The sequence below is a fragment of the Pikeienuella sp. genome (assembly GCF_046290545.1).
Taxonomy (GTDB): domain Bacteria; phylum Pseudomonadota; class Alphaproteobacteria; order Rhodobacterales; family Rhodobacteraceae; genus Pikeienuella.
Genome location: NZ_JBKAGV010000002.1, coordinates 44435 through 66965 on the forward strand (window position 1 = coordinate 44435; position 22531 = coordinate 66965).

The window sequence follows — 22531 nt, forward strand, 5'->3', positions numbered from 1 at the left end:
CCTGCGGCGAAAAATCCCCTATCCTTCGCGTCAGAAGCGAGTCGGCGCCAAGCCGGCCGCGCGACGCGGAGGAAATGATGGACGTGCAATCGCCCACGGGGAAGATAACGACATGGCTGGCGCAGCTCGACGACGCGCTGGCGAAAGAGGACGCGGCGGCGGCCGCAGCGCTCTTCGCCCCCGCCGGCTTCTGGCGGGATTTCGTGAGCCTCACCTGGAACCTGAAGACGCTGGAAGGCCGCGCCGAGATCGAGGCGATGCTGCGCGAGACGCTTCCGGCCGCGAAGCCCCGCGGCTTTCGCCTCGTCGGCGACGCGACAGAGGCGGACGGTACGACCGAGGGCTGGATCGAGTTCGAGACGGCGGCGGGCCGCGGCGAAGGGCATCTCCGCCTCACCGCGGACGGGGCCTTCACCCTCCTCACCACGCTCCGCGAGCTGAAGGGCTTCGAGGAGCGGAAGGGCCCGCAGCGGGAGCAGGGCGTCTCCCACCACGCGGACCCGAACCGCAAGACCTGGAAGGAGAAGCGGGAGGAGGAGCAGGCCCGGCTCGGCTATCAGGACCAGCCCTATGTCGTCATCATCGGCGGCGGGCAGGGCGGCATCGGCCTCGCCGCGCGGCTCCGCCGGCTCGACGTGCCGACGCTGGTGATCGAGAAGAACCCGCGCGCGGGCGATTCATGGCGGAACCGCTACAAGTCCCTCTGCCTGCATGACCCGGTCTGGTACGACCACCTGCCCTATCTCCCCTTCCCGGATCACTGGCCCGTCTTCGCCCCGAAGGACAAGCTGGGCGACTGGCTCGAGAGCTACGTGAAGATCATGGAGATCAACTACTGGTCCTCCACGCTTTGCGAGGGCGCGCGCTATGACGAGGCAAAGGGCGAATGGGAGGTGCGCGTGGTGCGGGAGGGGAAACCCGTCACGCTCCGCCCGAAGCAGCTGGTGCTCGCCACCGGCATGTCCTCGGTCCCGAACATCCCCGACATTCCGGGGATGAAGGACTTCAAGGGGACGATCCACCATTCTTCGAATCATCCGGGCGGCGACGCCTGGAAGGGGAAGAGGGCCGTCGTGATCGGCTCCAACAACTCCGCGCACGACATCTGCGCCGACCTCTGGGAGAACGGCGCGGACGTGACGATGGTGCAGCGGACCTCCACCCACATCGCGCGGTCGGAGACGCTGATGGAGCTGGCCCTCGGCGATCTCTATTCGGAGAAGGCGCTGGCGGCGGGCGTGACGACGCATATGGCCGACATGATCTTCGCCTCCCTGCCCTACCGGATTCTGCCGGATATCCAGATTCCGGTCTATGCGGAGATGAAGCGGCGGGATGCGGACCTTTACGAGCGGCTGGAGAAGCGCGGCTTTCTCCTCGATTTCGGGGAGGATGGCTCCGGCCTCTTCTGCAAGTATCTCCGCCGCGGCTCCGGCTACTACATCGACGTCGGCGCCTCGGAGCTGATCGCGGACGGGAAGATCAAGCTGAAGGTCGGCAAGACGGAGCGGATCACGGCGGGCGGCGTCGTCGTGGACGGGGAGGAGCTGCCGGCGGACCTCATCGTCCTCGCCACCGGCTACGCCTCGATGAACGGCTGGGCGGCGGAACTGATCTCCCAGGAAGTGGCGGACAAGGTGGGAAAGGTCTGGGGCATGGGCTCCGGCACGACGAAGGACCCGGGGCCGTGGGAGGGCGAGCTCCGCAACATGTGGAAGCCGACGCAGCAGCCCGGCCTCTGGTTCCACGGCGGGAACCTCCATCAGTCCCGCCATTACTCGCTCTACCTCTCGCTCCAGCTGAAGGCGCGGATGGAGGGGGTCGCGACGCCGGTCTATGGCTTGCAGGAGACGCATCACAAGGGGTGAGGGTTAGTGAGGGGCGGCCTCACGCCCGCCCCTCACTACATTTTCTTGGTGAAAACGATAATCATGGATCCAGTGTCTGCATATTTCTTGATTGCTTTGATCGCGTTTCCAATTGCTTACCTTAAGTTTGGTTTAGGAATGGGCGTACACGGTGTTGCGTTCTCATTTCTTTTGTCCATGAGTTGGCCTGTATCTTTAATTTGGCTCTTGATGCTTTTGTTAAGTCAGTTTTTTGACCGATAGATGACGGCACCGATAGAATGGTCGCCGCTGCCCAAGCTTCTTTGAGTGAGCCGCTGGCTTGACTTCCGCCCCGGCGCGCCGCACCCCCTCGCGCCATGCTCCAGATCAACGACCTCGGATTCACCCTCGCCGGCCGCCGCCTCTTCGAAGGGGCCTCGATGCGCGCGCCGGACCGCGCGCGGATCGGGCTCGTGGGCCGGAACGGCACGGGAAAGACCACGCTTTTCAAGCTGATCGAGGGCGAGCATTCGCCCGACGCCGGCTCCATCGAGATCCGCAAGGGCGCCCGCATCGGCGGCGTGAAGCAGGAAGTGCCGGCCGGGCCGGAGCCGCTTCTCGACATCGTTCTCGCGGCGGACCGGGAGCGCGCCTCGCTTCTCGCCGAGGCGGAGATCGCGACGGACCCGCACCGGATCGGCGAGATCCACGCCCGACTCGCCGATATCGAGGCGCATTCGGCGGAGGCGCGCGCCGCCTCCATCCTCCAGGGCCTCGGTTTCGACAGCGTGGCGCAGGCGCGCGCGGCCTCGGAATTCTCGGGCGGCTGGCGGATGCGCGTCGCGCTCGCCGCCGTGCTCTTCTCTGCGCCCGACCTCCTGCTGCTTGACGAGCCGACCAACTATCTCGACCTCGAAGGCGCGCTCTGGCTCGAAACCTTCCTCGCCCGCTACCCCGCCACCGCGATGGTGATCAGCCATGACCGCGGGCTCCTCAACCGGGCGGTGGACCGCATCCTTCACCTCCAGTCCCGCAAGCTGACGCTCTACGCCGGCGGCTATGACGCCTTCGACGACAAGCGGCGCATGGAGGCGATGCAGACCGAGGCGGCCATGGCGAAGCAGAGCCGGGAGCGGGCGCATCTGCAAAGCTTCGTGGACCGGTTCCGGGCCAAGGCCTCGAAGGCGAAGCAGGCGCAGTCCCGCCTCAAGATGCTGGCGCGGATGAAGCCGATCGAATGGTCGGCTGAGGGCGCCGTCGCCCCGTTCAAGTTCGACGCGGGCGAGCAGCTTTCCCCGCCCATCATCGCCTTCGAGAAAGTGACCGTCGGCTATGACGGCAAGCCGATCCTCCGCGACATCTCGCTCCGGATCGACCCGGACGACCGGATCGCGCTTCTCGGCGCGAACGGCGAGGGCAAGTCCACCCTCGCCAAGCTCATCTCCGAGCGGTTGAAGCCGATGGCGGGGGGGGAGACGCGCGCGGCGAAGCTCCGCATCGGCTATTTCGCGCAGCACCAGACGGACGAGCTGCACGAGGACGAGACGCCGGTGCAGCATCTCCGCCGGCTCCTGCCCGACATGCCGGAGGCGAAGCTGCGCGGCCGGCTCGGCGCCGTCGGCATCGGCGCGGAGATCGCGACCAACACGGTCGGCTCCCTCTCCGGCGGGCAGAAGGCGCGGCTGCTGCTGGCGCTGATGACCGTCCACAAGCCGCATCTCATCATCCTCGACGAGCCGACCAACCACCTCGACATCGAGAGCCGGGAGGCGCTGGCGCAGGCGCTCGCCGAGTACGAGGGCGCCGTCATCATCATCGCCCATGACGCGGAGTTGATCGGCGCCTCGGCGGACCGGCTCTGGCTGGTGCGCGATGGCGCGGTGAAGCCCTTCGAGGGCGACATGGAGGATTACCGCGACCTCCTCCTCTCCGAGCGCGGCGGCGCCCGGCGCGACAAGGAGAAGGAGAAGGCGGAAAAGCCCGCCCCGAAGCCCGCGAAGAAACCGGCGGCGGACCGGCAGACTATTCTTCAGCTTCGCGCCGAGGCGCGGGCGGCGGAGGCGCGCGTCGCCAAGATCGAGGAGATGAAGACGAAGATCGACGCGGCGCTGGCCGACCCCGATCTCTACATCTCCAAGCCCGCGCATCATTTCGAGCTTCTCCAGAAGAAGCGGGCGGAGATCATCGCTGGGCTGGAGCGGGCCGAGGCGCTCTGGCTCGCGGCGCAGGAGAAGCTCGAGGCGGCGGAGTGACCGCGCTCTTCCTCTCCGCCTTCGCCACGCTCTTCGTGATGATCGACCCGGTGGGCGTCGCGCCCCTCTTCGCGACGCTGACGCAGGGCGCGAAGCTCCGGCGCCGGGCGGCCATCGCGCTCCGCGGCGTCGCCATCGGCGGCGCGCTCCTCCTGCTCTTCGGGCTGCTGGGGGACGCCGTGCTGAACGCCGTCGGCATCTCGCTCCCCGCCTTCCGCATCGCCGGCGGGCTGATGCTCTTCCTCCTCGCGGTCGACATGCTCTTCGAGAAGCGGTCGGAGCGGCGGAAGCAGACCACGGATGCGGAGGCGGAGGCGCCGGACCCTTCCGTCTTCCCGCTCGCGACGCCGCTTATCGCCGGGCCGGGCGCGCTGACGGCGATGATCCTTCTCGCGGGCGAGGCGGGGCGCGTCGAGGGCGGGGCCTTCGCCGTCTATGGCGCGCTCGCGGCGGTGCTCGCGATCACCTTCCTCATGCTCCTGGCGACGGAGCTGATCGAGCGGGCGCTCGGCGCCACAGGCATCAAGGCCATGACACGGCTCTTCGGAATGCTGCTCGGGGCGCTGGCCGTCCAGTTCGTGCTGGACGGGGTGCGCGCCTTTTCCGCCACGCTCTGAAGCCTCCCCCGAAACTGCGAGCCGACAAGCGCGTTCACGTTTCGTAAACTCTTCTTCGGTCGCCACATCGCGGCCCGAAAGGAGGCGCGCAGTGCTGTCCTACCCCTACGAGATCGAGATCGTGGACGACCAGCTGATCGAGATCGTCTATCCTGACTTCCCGCTGATCTCCGGCTTTGGGCCCGGGGCGAAGCGGCTCCTGCCGCATATGGAGCGGCGGCTCTTCGGCCTTGTCGACGCCTATATTAGCGCCGGGCTCGTTCTGCCGCGGCCGGGGCGCGGCCTGAGACGCAGCGCGTTGCCGGAGGCGCTGGCGCTCCGGGCGCGGACCTACTGGAATCTCGAGGCGGCGGGCACGCCGCGCCCGATTCTCGCCTCCGTGATGGGAGAGGGCGTCTCCGGGCTCGCGCGGGCGGCGTCGGCGAGACGGGGGGACGAAGCGGATGCGGAGACGCGCCGCGCCGCCGCCATCGCCCTCGCCCTCCGCGCCGCAGCCGGCGCGCAAGACGGGGACATTGCGCCCGCCCCCGTGCCGGAGCCGGCGCGCCTTTTCGCCTGATCGTCGCGACGCAACAGCGCCTTGTGCAGGCGCGAAGCAGCGCCCGTTGCATTTTGTCCATATTTTTAAGTTTATTATGGTGATGTCTTAATGTAATATGCCCGAAAGGCGATTTGCGGAGGGGCGACCCCGTGAAACGAATGGCGATCCTCTGCGCGCTCCTCGCGGCGGGCTGCGCATCCCCCGAGCGCTCGCAGGAGCGCGCCGCGCTCTCCCAGGGTTTGCTCCCGAACCTCTCCGACCATGGCGCGCCGTCCGCCATCGGCGCGATCGGCGCAGCGCTGAGGGAGGCGGAGAACGAGACCAATCTCCTCAAGGCCTACGCCATCCGCGCCGGCGTGATCGAGACGCCGTCCGAGCGGCTGCCGGCGCCCGGCTCGCCCGACTGGTATTTCATCACCGAAGCCGGGATGAACGACATCGGCCAGAAATGCGAGGCCTATGTCGACGCGATCTTCCAGCTTCGGCGCGACCTCGCGACGGCGAAGGACCAGATCTCGCTCGCCGGCGCGACGACGGCGACGGTGCTGGGCGTCTTCGGCGCTGCGGCGGAGGCCATCGCGGCGACGGCGGCGGGCTTCGGCTTCGCGACGCAGGGCATCGCCAACGCCTCGGAGAACATCCTCTTCACGGTCGATCCTTCCGGCGTGAGGAAGCTGATCGGCCGGCAGCAGGCCGCCTATCGCGAGCAGGTGCGGACGGCCCGCGCCGCCTTCGACAACCGGCCCGCCGCGGTTCAAGCGGTGCAGGGCTATCTCGCCACCTGCCTGCCCTCCACCATCGAGATGCAGATCAACGAAAGCGTTTCGCTGACCGACTTCTTCGTGCCGGAAGGGGCGACGGGCGCGAACGTGGTGCTGGAGCGCCGGGCGACGACGGAGACGCGCGCGCCCCTGCCGGAAGCAGGGCCCGGCCCGGCCGACGCCGGGCGCGAACCCGTCCGCCCCGAACCGGCGCCCGCCGCCGCGCCGGGCTGCGCGGGGCCGGAATGCTCGCTCTCCTCGGGGCAGGTGGGGGATGTGCAGGCCGCGCTCTGCATCCCGGCCGGGGAGCGCGCCTTCGCCTTCGGGCCGAAGACGCGCGCCGCCATCGCGGCGGCGAAGCGGCAGCCCGCGGCGCCCGGCCTTTTCGAGACGGCGGGAACTGGCCTGACCTTCCTCGAAGCGGCGCGACTCGCCTCCCTCCCCGCCTGCCCGGCGGCCTTCGGCGGCGCGCTCGAACGCTTCGCCTTCGGGACGCCGGGGGACGACTATTCCTCCGTCAACGCCGCGGTGTTCTCCCTCGCCGTGGACCGGCTGAAGGCGGACGGCGTCTCCTTCACGGGCGGGGACCCGGCGGGCTTCACCCCGGCATTTCGCGAAGGGCTGCGCGGCTGGCAAGCCGGGCGCGGGCTGGCGGCGACCGGCGTGATCGACCTTGAGACCTTCGAGGCGCTGCTATGATGACGCATCGCATTCGCTCGTTCAGCCTGCCGCTCCGCTCCGCGCCCGCGCAGGGGGCCGCGCCCGTGCCGCCCGTCATCTTCAACACCGAGCGGGTGCTGAAGCTGCGGGAAGTGCCGGGCGAGGGCGGGGCCTGGGCGGAAGTCCTCGTCCGCAACAATATCGGCGGTGAGAGGCGGGGCTTCGTGAAGCCCGGCGAGATCGCGCCCGACGATTTCGCCGATGTCGCGCCGCCCGAGCCGCGGATCGACGACAAGGCGAAATACATCGGCGTCCTCGCCCTCGCCGCCATCCGGTTCGGGACGAGCCGGGACTATCTCGCCTGCATCTGCCAGATGGAGAGCGGTCTCACCAACCCGAAACCCGCCTCGCCCGGCGGCGTGCAGGGCCCGTTCCAGTTCCGCCAGTCGACATGGGACGATCTCGCGGCGCTCGACGCGGCGGACGCCGATCCGGTCGGGATCGGGCCAGGCGACATCGGGGACCCGATCGCGCAGGCCTTCATGGCCGCCCGCCTCGCCGCGATGGACGCGAAGCGCCTCGCCCCCGCCCTCGCCGCGCCCGGCGCGGAGACGGCGGAGGGGCGGCTGCCGACCGGGGCGGAGCTCTATCTCGGCCATCTCCTCGGCCTCGGCGCGGGGCGCGCGGTGCTGAAGGCGCGGGCGGGCGGCGGCGGCGGCGCGAGCCTCCTCGACACGCTTCGCGACCATTATCGCGGCACGGCGCAGGGCGAGGACTTCGCCGACAAGGTGATCGCCGCGAACCAGAACCTGATGACGGAGGGCGGCGCCCCGCGCAGCCTCGACGGCCTGATCGGGGAAATCGAGGCGCGGTTCGACCGGGCGGCGGATGCGCTCGCCCCGGAATACGCGCGCCTGCCCGAAGGGCTCCGCAGCGCCGCGCCGCCGCCGGGCGGGGAGCCGGGCTGGCTCGCCGCGGCGCGGGCGGAGCTCGGCGTCGGGGAGGACAACGCGCCTGACCGCGTGCGCGCGTTCCATGCCGCAACCGGCGCGCCCGACGAGCCGGAGACGCCCTGGTGCGCCTCCTTCGTCTGCTGGTGCCTGAAGAACAGCGGCGACGCCCGCGCCGCCGCAAGCGCGCTGACCACGAAGCGCGCTGCGAACTGGATCGACTGGGCCGAGCCCGCCGGGGAAAACCCGCTCGTCGGGGACCTTCTCGTGACCCATCCGCTCGCGGCCGGCGCCTCCGGCCATGTCGGCTGGCTTGTGGATTATGCGCCCGACAGGGGGGCGAAGATCATCGGCGGCAATCAGGGCAAGCCCGGCGCCGTGACGGAAATGACCGTCAAGCCGGCCTCGATCCGCGGCTTCCGCCGCCTCGCGTGAGCCTCAGAGCCGGGCGGCGAGCTCTTCGAGACTCTCGACCGCGAAATCCCAGTCGCTTTCCGGCCGGCTCTCGCCAAGGCCCTTCCCCTTCTCGTCGGGCCGGGCGACGAAGGCGGTGCGGAGCCCCGCCTCCCGCGCCGCGGCGAGATCGGCGTTGTGCGAGGCGACCATCAGCGCCTCGCCCGGCTCCAGCAGGAGCGCCGCCGCGCTCATGCGGTAGACCTTCGGATCGGGCTTGTAGCCCTTTGCGATTTCCGCCCCGAGGATCGCATCCCATGTCAGCCCGCCGAACCGCGCGAGGCCGACCATGAGCGAGATCGAGCCGTTCGAGCAGGTCGCGGCCGGCATCTTCCGCCGGATCGCCGCGACGCCGGGAACGGAATCGGGCCAGGGCGGCAGCTTTTCCCACGCCTTGTTGAGCGCGGCCTTCTCCGCCGCGGAGAAGGCCGCGCCGAGCCCGCGCCGTGCGAGCACGATCTCCAGGTTTTCCAGATGCAGGTCGTCGAGCGGAACATAGCCACGCGCGCCATCGCGGATCCGGCCCATCGCCGGCTGGTATTCCCCGCGCCACTCGTCCGCGAAGGCCTTCGCGTCCTGCGTGAGCCCCTTCGCGGCAAAGGCCTCCGCCATCACGGCGGAGACGCCGGAGCGCCAGTCCACCACGGTTCCGAACACGTCGAAGAGGGCCGCCCCGATGGTCATCGCTCGCTCCTGCAGGTTGAAGGCAGGCGACACGCTGCGCGCGCCGCCGTCAAGTGCTTGCAAATGGGGGGCGGACGGCCAAATGTCGGGCATCGCGCGTGCGATTCAGGGAAACACGCCGGCGGAGACCGGCAGGGAGGTCACGATGTCCATCTATACGAGGGCCGCGCTCGCCGCGGCGGTCGCGCTTGCGGGCGGATTCTCGGCCACGGGCGCTTCGGCGCAGGAGTTCACGTTCCGCTGCCAGCATTTCGTCAGCCCGAACGCGGCGATCCCGAAATACTTCATCGACCCCTGGGTGAAGATGGTCGAGGAGCAGTCCGGCGGGCGCATCAAGTTCGAGATCTATCCGGCCATGCAACTCGGCGGCTCGCCCGCGGCGCTCTATGACCAGATCAAGGACGGCGTGATCGATTGCGGCTGGGCCCTGCCCGCCTACACGCCCGGCCGGTTCCCGACGACGGAGGCGCTGGAGCAGCCCTTCGTCTCCTCTACCTCTGCGGAGGAGACGTCGAAGGCCGCCTGGGAGCTGACCGAGAAATACTCGATGGACGAGCTGAAGGACATCAAGGTCATCGCCGTCCATGTCCACGGCCCCGGCGTCATCCACAAGAAGGGCGGCGCGGTGAAGACGATGGAGGACCTGGCGGGCCTGAAGCTCCGCGGCCCCTCGCGCGCCGCGAACGGCCTCCTGGAGAAGATGGGGGCGACGCCGGTCGGCATGCCCGTTCCCGCCTTCCCCGAGGCGCTCTCCAAGGGCGTGGTCGACGGCGGCGTGATCCCGGAGGAGATCACGGTGCCGCTCAAGGTCCATGAGCTGGCGGACGGCTCGACCTACATTTCGGGCAACCGGGCGCTCTACAACACGTTCTTCATCTGGGGCATGAACCCCGACGCCTACAACTCCCTCCCCGACGATCTGAAAGCGGTGATCGACGCCAATTCCGGGCTCGAAACCTCCGCCATGGCCGGCCGGGCAATGGACACCGGGGACGCGGCGATGCACCCGACCATCGTCGGCGGCGGGCGCGAGATCGTGACGCTGCCGCCGGAGGAGGTCGCCCGCTGGAAGGAGGTCGCCGCGCCGCTCGTCGCCGCCTGGGCGGAAGCGACGCCGAACGGCGCCGCGATCCTCGCGGACGCGAAGGCGCTCGTCGAGAAGTACAGCGGCCCGGAGGAATGATCCGGGCGGGCGGGCCCGCGCGGCCCGCCCCGTTCCGGCGGGAGCCATGAGATGAGCCAGGGCATCGCGCCCGGGGCCGAGGCGGCCCTCGGGCGGATTTTCGACCGGATCGCGCAGGCGCTTGCGCTCCTCGGCGGCGTGACGCTCGCGGCCGTCGCGCTGATGAGCGTCGGCTCCATCGGGGGGCGCGCGCTCTCGGGCTTCGGGCTGGGGCCGATCCTCGGCGATTTCGAACTCGTGCAGGTCGGCTGCGCCGTCGCCGTCTTCTCGTTCCTGCCGCTCTGCGTCATGCGGCGCGGGAACGTGACGGTCGACATCGTGGTCGATCTCTTCCCCAACCGGCTCCGCGCCTTCTTCTCGCTGGTCGGGGATGCGGCGATTGTCGCCGCCGCCTGGCTCATCGCCTCCCGCCTCTGGCTCGGGATGCTGGACAAGCGGAGCTACGGGGAGGAGACGTTCATTCTCGGCATGCCGGTCTGGTGGGGCTACGCCGCCTCGATGGCGGGGGCGGGCTTCTTCCTCGTCGTCGCGGTCTACGCATTCTGGCGCGGGCTCAACGCGATGCTGCGCGGCGCGCGCGAGGCGGGCGGGGCGCATCTCTGATGGACGGGTTCACGCTCTCGCTCGTCGGCTTCGGGCTGATGCTGCTGCTGATCTTCCTCCGGATGCCGATCGGCGTGGCGCTGTTCCTGACCGGCTTTTTCGGCGTCTGGATCGTCACGGGCCGGCCGAACATGGTCATGGCGCAGATGAAGTCACTGACCTATGAGACCTTCTCCTCCTATTCCCTCTCGGTCGTCCCGCTCTTCCTCCTGATGGGGCAGTTCGCGACGCGCTCCGGCATGTCGAAGGGCCTCTTCCGCGCGGCGGCGGACTGGCTCGGGCATTACCGCGGCGGGATGGCGATGGCCTCCGTCGGCGCCTGCGCGGGCTTCGGCGCGGTCTGCGGCTCCTCCCTCGCCACCGCCTCGACGATGGGCCAGGTGGCGCTGCCGGAGATGCGGCGCTACGGCTATTCCGGGCGGCTCTCCACCGGCGTCCTGGCCGCGGGGGGGACGCTCGGGATCCTGATCCCTCCCTCCGTCATCCTCGTGATCTATGCGATCCTGACGGAGCAGAACATCGCGAAGATGTTCGTCGCCGCCCTCGTTCCCGGCCTTCTCGCCGCGCTCGGCTACATCCTCGTCGTCGCGATCTATGTCCGGATCTGGCCGGATGAGGCGACGAGCCTGCCGCGCAAGAGCTATGGCGAGCGGCTGCGCGCGCTCGCTGGCGTCTGGCCCGTCGTCGTCATCTTCGGGCTCGTGATGTGGGGCATCGCCGGCGATTCCAACTGGGCGCAGGCCGGCCAGCAGGCGCTCTTCACGCCGACCGAGGGCGCGGCGGTCGGCGCCGTGCTGACCGGGCTCTATGGCGCGCTGAACGGCGGGCTGACGCTCCGCACCTTCTTCGACTGCGTGATGGAGACGGCGGTGACGACCGCGATGATCTTCATGATCGTGTTCGGCGCCCAGGTCTTCAACACCTTCCTCGCCCTGACGCAGACGCCGCAGGGCCTTGCGGACTGGGTCACGGCGCAGGGCTTCGCGCCGATGACGGTGCTCCTGATGATGCTGGCGCTCTATCTCGTTTTCGGGTGCGTGATGGACAGCCTCTCGATGATCCTCCTCACCATCCCGATCTTCTTCCCGATCATCCAGGGCCTCGATTTCGGGCTGACGCCGGAGGAGACGGCGATCTGGTTCGGCATCCTCGCGCTGATCGTGGTGGAGGTCGGGCTCATCACGCCCCCGGTGGGCATGAACCTCTTCATCATCTCCTCGATGGCGCGGGGCGTGCCGATGATGGAGACCTATCGCGGCGTCCTGCCCTTCGTGCTATCCGACATGGTGCGTGTCGCGATCCTCGTCGCGGCTCCGTCGATCTCCCTTTTCCTCGTGAGGGCCGTTTCCTGATGACAGACGACGAAATTCCCGCCGACATGCGCGCCAAGGTCGCCGCCTCCGATTTCGAGGGCGTGATGAAGTTCGATTGCGGGAAGGACGGCGTCGTCGTCATCAACGGGCGGGAGGTGACGCGGCAGGACATGGAGGCGGACTGCACCATCACCCTCTCCCGCAAGAATCTCGAAAAGCTGGTGCGGGGTGAGCTCAACCCGATGACGGCTTTTCTCACCGGCAAGATCAAGGTGGAGGGCGACCTCTCCGTCGCCATGAAGCTCCAGACGCTGCTCTGAGCCTCAGCGCCCGCCCATCACCCGGTCGAGCGCCCGCGTCGGCAGGAGCCGGCGGAAGAGATTGGCGAGATAGGTCGGCGTCGTGACGAAGACGCGCGCCGGCGCCCGCTCCGCCTCCAGCGCGGAGACGAGCTTCGCCGCCACCGCCTCCGGCGGCAGGTCGAACCGGCCGCCCTCCTTGTCCTTGTAGAGCCTTCGCTCCACAATCGCCCACATCTCTTCGGGATGGAGCGAGGCCGCGCGGGCCGGGCGCATCCAGCGCTCGTAATTCGGGCGGACATTGCGGCGGAACGGGGTGAGGATCGGGCCGGGCTCGATCAGCGTCACCTCAACGCCGCTCCCCTTCAGCTCCATGCGGAGCGCGTCGGCCCAGCCCTCCATCGCGAACTTGGTGGAGACATAGGGGCCGCGATAGCGCGCCGCGACCATGCCGAGGACGGAGGAGCAGAAGACGACCCGCCCCCGCCCCGCCCGCCGCATCGCCGGTATCACGGCGTTGGCGAGCTGCACCGGGCCGAAGAGATTGGCGGCGAAGATCGCCTCCATCGCCTCCCGCGGCGTATCCTCCGCCGGGCCGGCGAGCGCCCAGGCGCCGTTGAGGAACACGGCGTCCAGCCGCCCCTCCGCCCGCGCCAGAGCCTCCGCCGCGCCGGCGGCGACCGAGGCTTCGTCCGCATGGTCGAGCGCCCAGCTCTCGAACCCCTCCCGCTCCAGCCGCGCCGCATCCTCCGCCTTCCGGCAGGTCGCGAGGACGCGCCAGCCGCGCGCCTTCAGCGCCTGCGCGGAGGCGAGGCCGATGCCGCTGGAGCAGCCTGTCATGAGGATCGTCCGCGCCGCCATGCGTCTCCCCCGGACCTGCCGGGAAGCAGCGCCCTGCGGCATCTATCGACGAGCGCGGGGCGGCGGGCAAGCCCGCTCAGGCGCTGCCGACCTCGAAGCTCGCGGGGGGAAGAAAGTCCTGCGACCTGATCGCGGCGAAGCGATAGACGGCCTCGCCCACCGTCGCCGCCTGGAGCTTGCGAAAGATGCTCGCAAGCAGGGCCGCATGATCGCAACCCGGCATGACCCGCCGCTCGATCTCCTCGAGCGCCCTGCCGGAGGAGAGGAGGCGAAGCAACAGGACCTCGTCCTCGCTGAACGCGCTGAGCCCGGCCGCCGGCTCCGCCGGGCCGGCGAGTTCGTCAGTGAAGAAGGAAGCGACCAGATCGATCTCGCGCGAGCGGCTGCGCATGCGGTCCGCAAAACAGGCCGGGTGCTCGTCCGAGGTCAATGTGAGGACATAGGCTCCTCGCGCCTCGGTCCTGACATAGCGCGCCAGCCCCGTGGCGCCGGCTCCGAAGCGGCGGGCATCCTTCACGAAGGACGCGACGAAGGGCGGCGTTCCGGGTTCGGGTTCCGCGTCGGCGTTCCACCAGATCTCCTCCCGGCCGTCCATGAAGGCTCTCAGCACGGGGTCGCACATCCAGTATTTCTTCGCGACGTAGCGGTCGACCCATTGCTGGTCGTAGGTGGTCAGGGCGCGGTCGGCGAGCGAACGGCCGGGCGGATCGAGGATCACACAGAAGGAGAGATGCTTCACGTCCAGGTGGTCGCGGATCCTCGCGGCCGCCGTCGCATGTCTCGCGACGTCTTCGTCGTCCGAAAGACCTTCCAGAACATCGACCAGCCCTGAAAGCGACTTGGGCTCCGCCGATGCGGCGACATGCGAATCGGCGCGGGCGCGCTCCGCCGATGAATGTTGCAGATCGTGATCGAGCATCCCGGACCCCCTGACACTGTGACCTCCGCCGGCGCCTCGCCGACCTCAAGGGGTCAGCAAAGGCCGAAGCTCGCAGCGGATAAACTCACAGTTTCAGGGGATAGGCTCCGCCTCGACCCTGAACTGCTAATTCTTTGTTTAATCAATTTATAAAATTGTTATAAAACTGATTTTTTAAAATAAATCTTAATTTTATTTTGTATTTGCCGATAAATAACTTGCTGCAACTATCGATTGTGCAAATCCAACTGAAGGAGATGCGCAGATGATACGTTTTGTTTACAGACACGAACTCGCGGATATGCCGGAAATTGCCAACGAGATGTTCCAGAAGCGGAGAGAATTGTTCCGGGATCGCTTCGGTTGGCGCCTGAACGTCAATGAACTCGGCCAGGAACGGGACGAGTATGACGATCTGAACCCGCTCTACATCATCGTCACCGATGATGACGGGCGGCATGTCGCCTCCACGCGAATCATGCCGACGGCCGGCAGGACGATGATCGGCGAACACTTCAGCGACCTGACGGGCGGCGCGCCCGTCTCCTCCCCGAAGATATGGGAGATCACCCGCTTCTTCGTCTCGGCGGATTGCGACCGGCGCGCGATCTCCGCGCAGCTCATGTATGCCGGCTGCAACTTCGCCTACATGAACGGGATCGCCGCCTATGTCGGCGTGATCGAGGCGCGGATGGCGCCCGCCTTCACCATAGCCGGGGCGCGACCGGAGATCATCGGACGCGGGGAAAGCGCGGAGAGCGAAATCTATGCGTGCCGCTGGGAGACCAACGAGCAGCTCCTTTCCCGCCTCGCGGTCCGTGCGGGCAAGGCCGCGCCGGCCGAAGCGCGGGCGGCGGCTGTCGATCTGGTCGCGGCGTGAGGCCGCGTCAGGCGCGCCCGCGCAGCGCGGGCGCGCCTGACGACGTCTCCGCTGGACCTGCCGGGCGCTTCGGCCCTATACGACATCTATGGTTGACGCGCCCGACGACGACAAGACCGAGGGGGAAATCCTCTCCGAGCCGATGCGCCGCGCGCTCGGGGAGCGGTACCTTCAATACGCCCTCTCGACCATCACAAACCGCGCCCTGCCGGATGCGCGCGACGGGCTGAAGCCCGTCCACCGCCGCATCCTCTACGCCATGCGCGGCCTCCGGCTGGAGCCCGGAACCGCCTTCCGCAAATGCGCGAAGATCGTGGGCGAGGTGATGGGCACCTATCACCCCCATGGCGACCAGGCGATCTATGACGCGCTCGTCCGCCTCGCGCAGGACTTCGCGCAGCGCTACACGCTGGTCGAGGGCCAGGGCAATTTCGGCAATGTGGACGGGGACAACGCCGCCGCCCAGCGCTACACCGAGGCGCGGCTGACGGAGGCGGCGCAGGCCATGATGGCCGGCCTTGCGGAGAACGCGGTCGATTTCAGGGACAATTACGACGGGACGGAGCGGGAGCCCGTCGTCCTCCCCTCCGCCTTCCCCAACCTCCTCGCCAACGGCTCCTCCGGCATCGCCGTGGGCATGGCGACCTCCATTCCCCCGCACAACGTCCATGAGGTGTGCGACGCGCTCCTCCATCTCATCAAGCACCCCGCCGCCACGTCCCGCGCGCTGGCGGACCGGATACCGGGCCCGGATTTCCCCACCGGCGGCGTGCTGGTGGAGCCGACGGAGAGCATCGTCGCCGCCTACGAGACGGGGCGCGGCGCCTTCCGCCTCCGCGCCCGCTGGGTGGTGGAGGAGACAGGGCGGGGAACGTGGCGGGCGATCGTCACCGAAATCCCCTACCAGGTGCAGAAGGCCAAGCTGATCGAGCGGCTCGCCGACATCGTGAACGAGAAGAAGCTGCCCCTCCTCGCCGACGTGCGGGACGAGAGCGCGGCGGACATCCGCATCGTGCTGGAGCCGAAGTCCCGCGCCGTCGACCCGGCGCAGATGATGGAGAGCCTCTTCCGCCTCACCGACCTCGAGACGCGCTTCCCGCTCAACATGAACGTGCTGATCGACGGGCGGACGCCGAAGGTCTGCGGCCTCCGGGAGGTTCTTCTGGCCTTCCTCGCCCACCGGCGCGAAGTGCTGATCCGCCGCTCGGAGCACAGGCTGGCGGAGATCGCGAAGCGGCTCGAAGTGCTCGAAGGCTACATCGTCGCCTATCTCAACCTCGACCGGGTGATCGAGATCATCCGCTACGAGGATGAGCCGAAGGCCGTGCTCATGGCCGAGTTCAGCCTGACGGACGTGCAGGCCGAGGCGATCCTCAACATGCGCCTCCGCAACCTCCGCAAGCTGGAGGAGATGGAGCTGAGGGCGGAGCGGGACCGGCTCGTGGAGGAACAGGCGGGCCTGAGGGCGCTGATCGCGGACGGCGCGCTGCAATGGGAGCGCGTGGCGGGGGAAATCCGCGAGATCCGCACGAAGTTCGGCCGCTCCGCCCCCGGCGGCGCCCGCCGCACCGAGATCGCCGAGGCCCCTCAGGTCGAGGAGATCACGCCCGAAGCGATGATCGAGCGGGAGCCGGTGACTGTGATCTGCTCCGAAAAGGGCTGGATCCGCGCCCTCCGCGGCCATCTCGACCTTGCGGCGGAGCAGAAGTTCAAGGACGGGGACGGGCCGCGCTTCGCCTTCCACGCCGAGACGACGGACAAGCTGCTCCTCGCCGCCTCCGGCGGCCGCGTCTTCACGCTCGACGTCCACAAGCTCCCCGGCGGGCGCGGCATGGGCGAGCCGGTGCGGCTGATGGTGGACCTGCCGAACGACGAGGCGATGGTCGCCCTCCGCATCCACCGCCCCGGCGCGCGGCTCCTCCTCGCCTCCTCGGCCGGGGACGGGTTCCTCGCGCCCGAGGGCGAGCTCATCGCGCAGACGCGCGCCGGGCGGCAGGCGATGAACCTTCGGGACGGCGCGCGCCTAAAGGTCTTCGCCCCGGCGGAGGGGGATCATGTCGCCGCGCACGGCCTGAACAACAAGCTTCTGATCTTCCCCATCGCCGATCTGCCGGAGCTGGCGCGGGGAAAGGGTGTCAGGCTGCAGAAGTACAAGGATGCGGAAGGCGCCCTGAACGACGCCTATGCGTTCACTCTTGCGGATGGTCTGACGTGGAAGGACTCCGCCGGGCGGACGCGGACAGAAGCGGCCATGGCCGACTGGCTCGGCCCCAGGGCCGGCGCCGGGCGCATGGCGCCGCGCGGCTATCCGAAACCGCCGCAGCGAAGAAAAATCTGAGCCCTCAGCCCCCGATCCAGATCTCGAGCAGGCCCCGCGGCGCCGTCGTCTCCGGCGCCAGTTCCGGCGTCAGGGCCGGGCCTTCCGGCAGCGCCTCCTTCAGCGCGGCGGCGAGCAGGGCGGCGACCTCCGCATCCGCATCGTCGAAATAGCGCACGCCGGTCGCCGCCGGCGGCTCCGCGACCGGCCAGAGCGCGACATCTGCGAAACCGGCGCGCCGGAGCGCGAGAAGGAGCTCGCCCGCGCGCGCCCGGTCCGCCGCCGCGTGATGGATCGTGACCCGCGGCTCCGGCGGCTCGGCCGCTTCCGGCGCAGGGTCGGGGCCGGGGCGGGGCCGGCGCCGCCGCGGGCTCCGGGTCCGTCGCCTCGCTTTCGCCCGCAGCCTCGGGGGCGGGAGCCGCCGTAGCCGGCGCTTCCGGAACGGGCGTCGCCTCCGGCGGGGGAGCGGCGGGCGCCGCGGAGGCCTCGGGCTCGGGCGCGACGGCCGCGATCTGCGCCGGCCGCGACTCGATCAGATAGAGCGCGCCGAGCACGAAAACGGCGAGGAACGCCGCCGCCGCCGCTGCGCCCGCGCCATAGGGAAGGCTCCGCCGCCGTGAGGCCTGCGCCGGAACGGCGGCCGGCTCGGTGCGGTCCGTCTCTGCGGCGACAGGCGGCGGCGCGGCGGGACTTTCCGGCTTCGGTTCCGCCGGCGCCACGCGCGCGATCACCGCGAAAGGGTCCAGCGCCCTCGGCGCCGGTTCCGGCTGCGTCCGCTCATCTTCCGAGGCGAAGCCGGCCGCCACGGCGGCGAGCGGCGCCGGGGAGGCCGCGCGCAGCCGGTCGGTCGCGTCGCCCGGTCCGATCAGGATGACCGCGCAGCGCGCGCCGTCCTCCGTCAGCCGTCTCAGCGCAGCCAGTTCCGGCTTCGCGAGCCGCCCCGCCGCCTCCACGATCAGCAGCGGGCGGCGCCCGCTTTCCGATTCCTCGCGGAAGAACGCCGCGAGACGGAGGGGCGCAGGCTCCGGGTCGAACGGGGCGAGACCGAAGGCGAGGCAGACCCACGGCGCCACGTCGCCCCGCCCGGCCGCCTGATCGGAAAGCCTCGCCGCGTTGGTCGCGCCCCCGGCGGCGGCCAGCAGCCGCTCCACGATCCTCGGGGCTTCCTCGTCGGGGCAGAGGAGAAGCGCATATCCCCCCGCCGCGACCGCATCGAGCAAGGTCAGGTCCTGCGCTCCGCCAAGGGCGGGGGCCCAGCCGGCGCGCCGTTCATCCGCACTGGCAGACATGAATCCTCACACGACAAACGCAACAGCCAAGCAAGATACGCGCAGATTGAGGGCTTTTTTGTGGCGCCGCGTTCAGCGGCCTTCCACGCTCCCCCCGAACCGGCGGTTGAGCTTCCTCATGCCGCCGATCCAGCGGTCGTAATTCTCCGCCTTGTTGCGCATGTAGGTCAGCACTTCGGGATGGGGGAGGACGAGGAAGGTCTCCGCCTCCACCGCGCGCAGGCACGCCTCCGCGACCGGTTCCGGCTCGAGCATCCCGTCGAGGCTGGCGACGCCCTCCTCGTGCCCCGCCGTCATCTTCGAACGCACAGCCTGCGGGCAGAGGACGGAAACGCCGATCCCCTGGTCGCCATAGGTCAGCGCCAGCCATTCGGCTACGGCGACGGCGGCGTGCTTCGTCACCGCATAGGGCATGGAGCCGACCTGGGAGAGGAGCCCGGCGGCGGAGGCGGTGTTGAGGAAATAGCCGCCGCCCCGCGCCGCCATGAGCGGAACCAGATGACGCGCCGCCCAGATATGCGCCATCACGTTGATGTCGATGATCCGCCGCCACGCCTCGTCCGGCGCCTCGGGCCCGCCAGCGGTCAGGATGCCGGCGTTGGAACAGAAGAGCGCGATCGGCCCGTGCTTCGCCTCCGTCTCCTCGATCAGCGCAAGGATGGAGGCCTCCGAGGACACATCGCAACGCATCGCCGGGCCGCCATAGCTCTTCGCCGTCTCCTCCGCCCCCGCGAGGTCGATATCGGCGGCGATGACGGCCCTCGCCCCCGCCTCCGCGAATTTCCGCGCGAGCGCCCGCCCGATCCCGCTTCCCGCGCCGGTGACGACGACGACCTTACCCTGAATGTCCATGTCTCAGGCCCACATGTTGGAGCCGCCGCAGAGCGTGACGGCCTGACCGGTCATGTAGCGGCTGGCGCCGCTGGCGAGGAAAGCGGCGACGCCGCGAAAGTCTTCCGGCTCCCCGAGCCGCCCGAGCGGGATCGCGCGCACCGCCGCCGCCTCCCGCTCCGGATTCTCGTAGAGCGCGCGGGCGAATTCGGTTCGGATCAGGCCCGGGCAGACGGCGTTGGCGCGAATGCCCTTCGGCCCGTACTCCGCCGCGAGGTTCCGCACGAGGCCGAGAAGCGCGAGCTTGGAGATGTTGTAGGCCCCGATCTCGAGGCTCGGCTTGAAGGCGCCGATGGAGGAGGTGAAGATCATCGAACCCTCCCCCTTGGCGATCATGTCCGGCGCGCAAAGCTTCGCGAGATGGAGGTTGGAGCGCACGTTCGTCGACATGATCTTGTCGAAGGCTTCGTCGGTCAGGCTGTCCATGCTCCCGAAATGCGGGTTCACGGCGGCGTTGCCGACGAGGATGTCGATCGGCCCGAGCTTCGCCTGCGTGGCGGAGACGAGCGCCTCCACCTCCTCCCGCCGCCCGGCATTGCCGGGGATGGCGAAGGCCCGCTCCGCCCCGACCATCGCGTTGATGTCGGCCGCAGTCTTCTCGCAGGCGTCGGCCTTGCGGGAGGAGATGACGACCCGCGCGCCCTCCATCGCCAATCCTTCCGCCATCGCCCGCCCGATCCCGCGCGAGGAGCCGGTGACGAGGGCGACCTTGCCCGTCAGGTCGAACATTCCGGTCATTGTCTCTCCTTCAGAGGTCGAGCCCGGTCATCGCGGCGAGTTCCGCGAGCGCCGGGCGATGGTCTTCGAAGGCGACGCGGATGACGCGCATCCCCATCGCCGCCGCGGGCTTCAGGTTCACGCCGAGATCGTCCACGAAGCAGCATTCGGCGGGGGCGACGGAAAGCGCCTCGCACATCATCTCGTAGATGCGCAGCTCGGGCTTCCGCACGCCGGCCTTCGCGCTCTCGATCACATGATCGAACTTGGCCATCAGCGCCTCGGCCGTGCGTCGCCCGGCCTCGTCCCGCGCCCATTCCTCGGCGCCGCCGCCCGGCATGTTGTTGGTGATGCACCCCGTCAGGAACCCGGCATCCGCGATCCGGTCCAGCGCGCTCACCATGTCGGGCCGGAAGTCGAGCTTCATCATCGAAAGCAGCGTCCGCCCCGTCACCTCATGGCCCAGCGCCCGGCTCTCCGCCGCGAAGGCTTCGTCGAACTCGTCGAGCGAGATTTCCGCCCGCTCGAAGCGGGAGAAGGCGCCGTCATTCAGCCGCGCCTTCACGACGCCGCCGATGAACCGCTCCGGCAGCCCGTTCGCCCGCTCGTATCGCGCGAAGGCGGAGACGGGGCTCTCCGTGAAGACCCCGCCCATGTCGAAAATCACGGCGCGGAGCTTCACGCGCCGACCCTTTCCGCAAGGCAGGCGGCGCGGATCGCCCGGCGGTCGATCTTGTCCGTCGCCCCGCGCAGCAGCGGCTCCCTCTGCATCCAGTAGCGGACGGGATGCTTGAACGACGCGAGATGGCCCGCGAGGAAGGCCGAAAGCTCCGCCTCCGTCACCGGCCCCGTGACCTGGATCGCCGCGCCGACACCCTCGCCCAGCCGCTCGTCCGGGATCGGGAAGACCGCCGCCTCGAACACGGACGGGTGGCGGTGCAGCGCTCCCTCGACTTCGAGGCAGGAAATGTTCTCCCCGCCCCGGATGATGATGTTCTTCTTGCGGTCGAGGATGGTGACGTAGCCTTCCCGGTCCACCATCCCGAGATCGCCGGTATGGAGCCAGCCGTCGCGGATCGCCTCCGCCGTCGCCTCCGGCTTGTTGAGATAGCAGCGCATCAGCGTCGCCGACTTCACGCAGATCTCCCCGAGCGTGTCGGGCGGCAGGGCGCGGCCCTGATCGTCCGCGATCTTCAGCTTCTGGATCGGCGGATAGAGCCGCCCCGCCGCCTCGGGCCGCGCCACATAATCGACGCCCTGGATGCCGATGCCGAGCGCATTCGTCTCCGTCATGCCCCAGCCGGAGGCGACGGCGGCGTGCGGGAATGCTTCCTGCTGCTGCGCCACCTGTGCGCCCGGCCGCTTCGCGCCCCCGGCGCCGAGGCTCGTGAGCGTCGGCAGCGTGCGGCCCATCCGCTTCGCCGCCTCCGCGAGATCGGCGGACATCGTGGGCACGCCGAGGAAGCGCGTGACGCTCTCGCGCTCGATCACCCGCACCGCCTCCTCCCCGTCCCATTTCCGCATCATCACGAACTTGGCGGCGAGCGGGATCGAGAGGAGGAAGATCGGGTGGGTGGCCGTGACATGAAAGAGCGGCGTCGCGCAGAGGACCGCCTGCGGCTTCGGCGCCGGAACCTCCTCGACCATCAGCGGCCCGAGCGAAAGCGTGAAATACCAGGACCATACCGCCTGGCACGCCCCGCGATGCGTGAGCGCCACACCCTTCGGATGGCCCGTCGTGCCGGAGGAATACATCACCGCGAAGTCGGAATCCGGGTCGATCCCGGGCTCCGGCATCGCCGCGCCCGGCGCGGTGAGGACGCTCTCATAGCGTTCGAGACCGGCCGGCGCCCCGTCCCGCAGGAGGATGATCCGCAGGCCCTTCTCCGCCGCGAAGGGCAGGATGCGCTCCGCCCGCGGCCCGTCCGCGAAGACAAGCTTCGCCCCGGAATCGGAAAAGGCGTAGTCGAGTTCCTCCGTCGTCCACCACGCGTTGATGAGCACCGCGACCGCCCCGATTCCGGAGATCGCGAGCATGAGCGTGAGGTATTCCGGATAATTGCGCATGGCGACCGCCACCCGCTCCCCCGGCTTCACGCCGAGCGAAACGAGCCCCGCGGCGAGCCGCGCCGTCTCCGCCGTCCATGCGGAATAGCTGAGCCGCTCATCCTCGAAGACGATGAAATCCGCATCCGCCGGCCGCACCGTCGCGCCCCAGGCCTGAAGTGCGCGGAGATTCTGCGGGGCATTGACGAAGACGGGCAGCGCCTCGCCCCGGATCGTCGCCGTCCCCAGCGCGAAACGGGGCTCCGTGGCGGCCATGTGGGCCGAGGCTTCGTCCAGACTCATCGGCATCGCGCGTCTCGCTCCCAGCGGGGCGCGTTCCCCGCGCCTCTGGCGGCGACGCTAAGAAGCGCCCCCGCCCGGGTCAAGCGCCGGGCTCCGCCTGCCGCAGCGTCACCCCACGGTTGACAGCGCCGCCGCCCCGCGCCCTCGTGGCCGGCGGGAGGAC

General features: G+C 69.4%; 20 protein-coding genes. 12 read left to right on the forward strand and 8 right to left on the reverse strand.

The annotated features are described in order from the left end of the window. Positions 1-74 precede the first annotated feature (74 nt). From ACE37J_RS00620 to ACE37J_RS00645, 6 genes are all read left to right on the forward strand, one after another. Positions 75-1868, forward strand: a complete 1794-nt coding sequence (locus ACE37J_RS00620; RefSeq protein WP_409705412.1) for a flavin-containing monooxygenase — start codon at positions 75-77, stop codon at positions 1866-1868. A 338-nt stretch (positions 1869-2206) separates the two neighbouring features. Further along, on the forward strand, positions 2207-4081 hold the full coding sequence (locus ACE37J_RS00625) for an ABC-F family ATP-binding cassette domain-containing protein (protein ID WP_409705416.1): 1875 nt from the start codon (positions 2207-2209) through the stop codon (positions 4079-4081). Further along, entirely contained in the window at positions 4078-4698 is a 621-nt protein-coding gene (locus tag ACE37J_RS00630; protein WP_409705419.1) for a MarC family protein, read from the forward strand. The genes ACE37J_RS00625 and ACE37J_RS00630 overlap by 4 nt, the downstream gene beginning before the upstream one ends. A gap of 91 nt (positions 4699-4789) precedes the next feature. Then, positions 4790-5257 carry a hypothetical protein gene (locus ACE37J_RS00635; RefSeq protein ID WP_409705422.1) on the forward strand — a complete coding sequence of 156 codons (468 nt, stop codon included), beginning with the start codon at positions 4790-4792 and terminating at the stop codon, positions 5255-5257. Positions 5258-5388: 131 nt separating this feature from the next. Further along, positions 5389-6699: a hypothetical protein gene (locus ACE37J_RS00640; protein ID WP_409705425.1), complete on the forward strand. Its 1311-nt coding sequence runs from the start codon at positions 5389-5391 to the stop codon at positions 6697-6699. Beyond that, a complete protein-coding gene (locus ACE37J_RS00645) occupies positions 6699-8045 on the forward strand; it encodes a CHAP domain-containing protein (protein WP_409705428.1) in 1347 nt (448 codons plus the stop codon). The genes ACE37J_RS00640 and ACE37J_RS00645 overlap by 1 nt, the downstream gene beginning before the upstream one ends. A gap of 3 nt (positions 8046-8048) precedes the next feature. On the opposite strand, the gene ACE37J_RS00650 is transcribed toward ACE37J_RS00645, so the two are convergent. Beyond that, positions 8049-8747, reverse strand: a complete 699-nt coding sequence (locus ACE37J_RS00650; protein ID WP_409705431.1) for a haloacid dehalogenase type II — start codon at positions 8745-8747, stop codon at positions 8049-8051. 145 nt (positions 8748-8892) lie between these two features. Here ACE37J_RS00650 and ACE37J_RS00655 point away from each other — a divergent pair, with 145 nt between their 5' ends. From ACE37J_RS00655 to ACE37J_RS00670, 4 genes are read left to right on the forward strand one after another with little or no spacing between them, the layout of a single operon-like run. Beyond that, positions 8893-9930, forward strand: coding sequence for a TRAP transporter substrate-binding protein (locus tag ACE37J_RS00655; RefSeq protein WP_409705434.1), 1038 nt, complete (start codon positions 8893-8895; stop codon positions 9928-9930). A gap of 51 nt (positions 9931-9981) precedes the next feature. Continuing rightward, positions 9982-10533, forward strand: a complete 552-nt coding sequence (locus ACE37J_RS00660; protein WP_409705437.1) for a TRAP transporter small permease — start codon at positions 9982-9984, stop codon at positions 10531-10533. Further along, on the forward strand, positions 10533-11885 hold the full coding sequence (locus ACE37J_RS00665) for a TRAP transporter large permease (RefSeq protein WP_409705440.1): 1353 nt from the start codon (positions 10533-10535) through the stop codon (positions 11883-11885). Before ACE37J_RS00660 ends, ACE37J_RS00665 begins: the two co-directional genes overlap by 1 nt. Next, entirely contained in the window at positions 11885-12166 is a 282-nt protein-coding gene (locus ACE37J_RS00670; protein WP_409705443.1) for an SCP2 sterol-binding domain-containing protein, read from the forward strand. The genes ACE37J_RS00665 and ACE37J_RS00670 overlap by 1 nt, the downstream gene beginning before the upstream one ends. Positions 12167-12169: 3 nt before the next feature. Here the strand turns inward: ACE37J_RS00670 and ACE37J_RS00675 are convergent, their stop codons facing one another. Further along, on the reverse strand, positions 12170-13006 hold the full coding sequence (locus ACE37J_RS00675) for an SDR family NAD(P)-dependent oxidoreductase (protein ID WP_409705446.1): 837 nt from the start codon (positions 13004-13006) through the stop codon (positions 12170-12172). Between the two features lie 76 nt (positions 13007-13082). Then, on the reverse strand, positions 13083-13925 hold the full coding sequence (locus tag ACE37J_RS00680) for an autoinducer binding domain-containing protein (RefSeq protein WP_409705449.1): 843 nt from the start codon (positions 13923-13925) through the stop codon (positions 13083-13085). Positions 13926-14190: 265 nt separating this feature from the next. Between ACE37J_RS00680 and ACE37J_RS00685 the strand changes: the two genes are divergently transcribed. Together ACE37J_RS00685 and parC are read left to right on the forward strand one after the other, a co-directional pair. Next, positions 14191-14805 carry an acyl-homoserine-lactone synthase gene (locus ACE37J_RS00685; protein ID WP_409705452.1) on the forward strand — a complete coding sequence of 205 codons (615 nt, stop codon included), beginning with the start codon at positions 14191-14193 and terminating at the stop codon, positions 14803-14805. Between the two features lie 88 nt (positions 14806-14893). Beyond that, positions 14894-17143: a DNA topoisomerase IV subunit A gene (gene parC, locus ACE37J_RS00690; RefSeq protein WP_409705455.1), complete on the forward strand. Its 2250-nt coding sequence runs from the start codon at positions 14894-14896 to the stop codon at positions 17141-17143. Between the two features lie 4 nt (positions 17144-17147). On the opposite strand, the gene ACE37J_RS00695 is transcribed toward parC, so the two are convergent. From ACE37J_RS00695 to ACE37J_RS00715, 5 genes are all read right to left on the reverse strand, one after another. After that, positions 17148-17300 (reverse strand): hypothetical protein, encoded by a 153-nt coding sequence (locus tag ACE37J_RS00695; RefSeq protein WP_409705458.1) that lies wholly within the window; start codon positions 17298-17300, stop codon positions 17148-17150. Positions 17301-18483: 1183 nt separating this feature from the next. After that, positions 18484-19263, reverse strand: coding sequence for an SDR family oxidoreductase (locus ACE37J_RS00700; RefSeq protein WP_409705461.1), 780 nt, complete (start codon positions 19261-19263; stop codon positions 18484-18486). A 3-nt stretch (positions 19264-19266) separates the two neighbouring features. Beyond that, complete coding sequence (locus tag ACE37J_RS00705) at positions 19267-20040, reverse strand: SDR family NAD(P)-dependent oxidoreductase (RefSeq protein WP_409705464.1); 774 nt, start codon at positions 20038-20040, stop codon at positions 19267-19269. 10 nt (positions 20041-20050) lie between these two features. Continuing rightward, the gene (locus ACE37J_RS00710) at positions 20051-20701 is read right to left on the reverse strand and encodes an HAD-IA family hydrolase (protein ID WP_409705467.1); all 651 of its coding nucleotides are present in this window, start codon (positions 20699-20701) and stop codon (positions 20051-20053) included. Beyond that, positions 20698-22374, reverse strand: a complete 1677-nt coding sequence (locus ACE37J_RS00715) for a class I adenylate-forming enzyme family protein (RefSeq protein ID WP_409705470.1) — start codon at positions 22372-22374, stop codon at positions 20698-20700. Before ACE37J_RS00715 ends, ACE37J_RS00710 begins: the two co-directional genes overlap by 4 nt. Positions 22375-22531 lie beyond the last annotated feature (157 nt).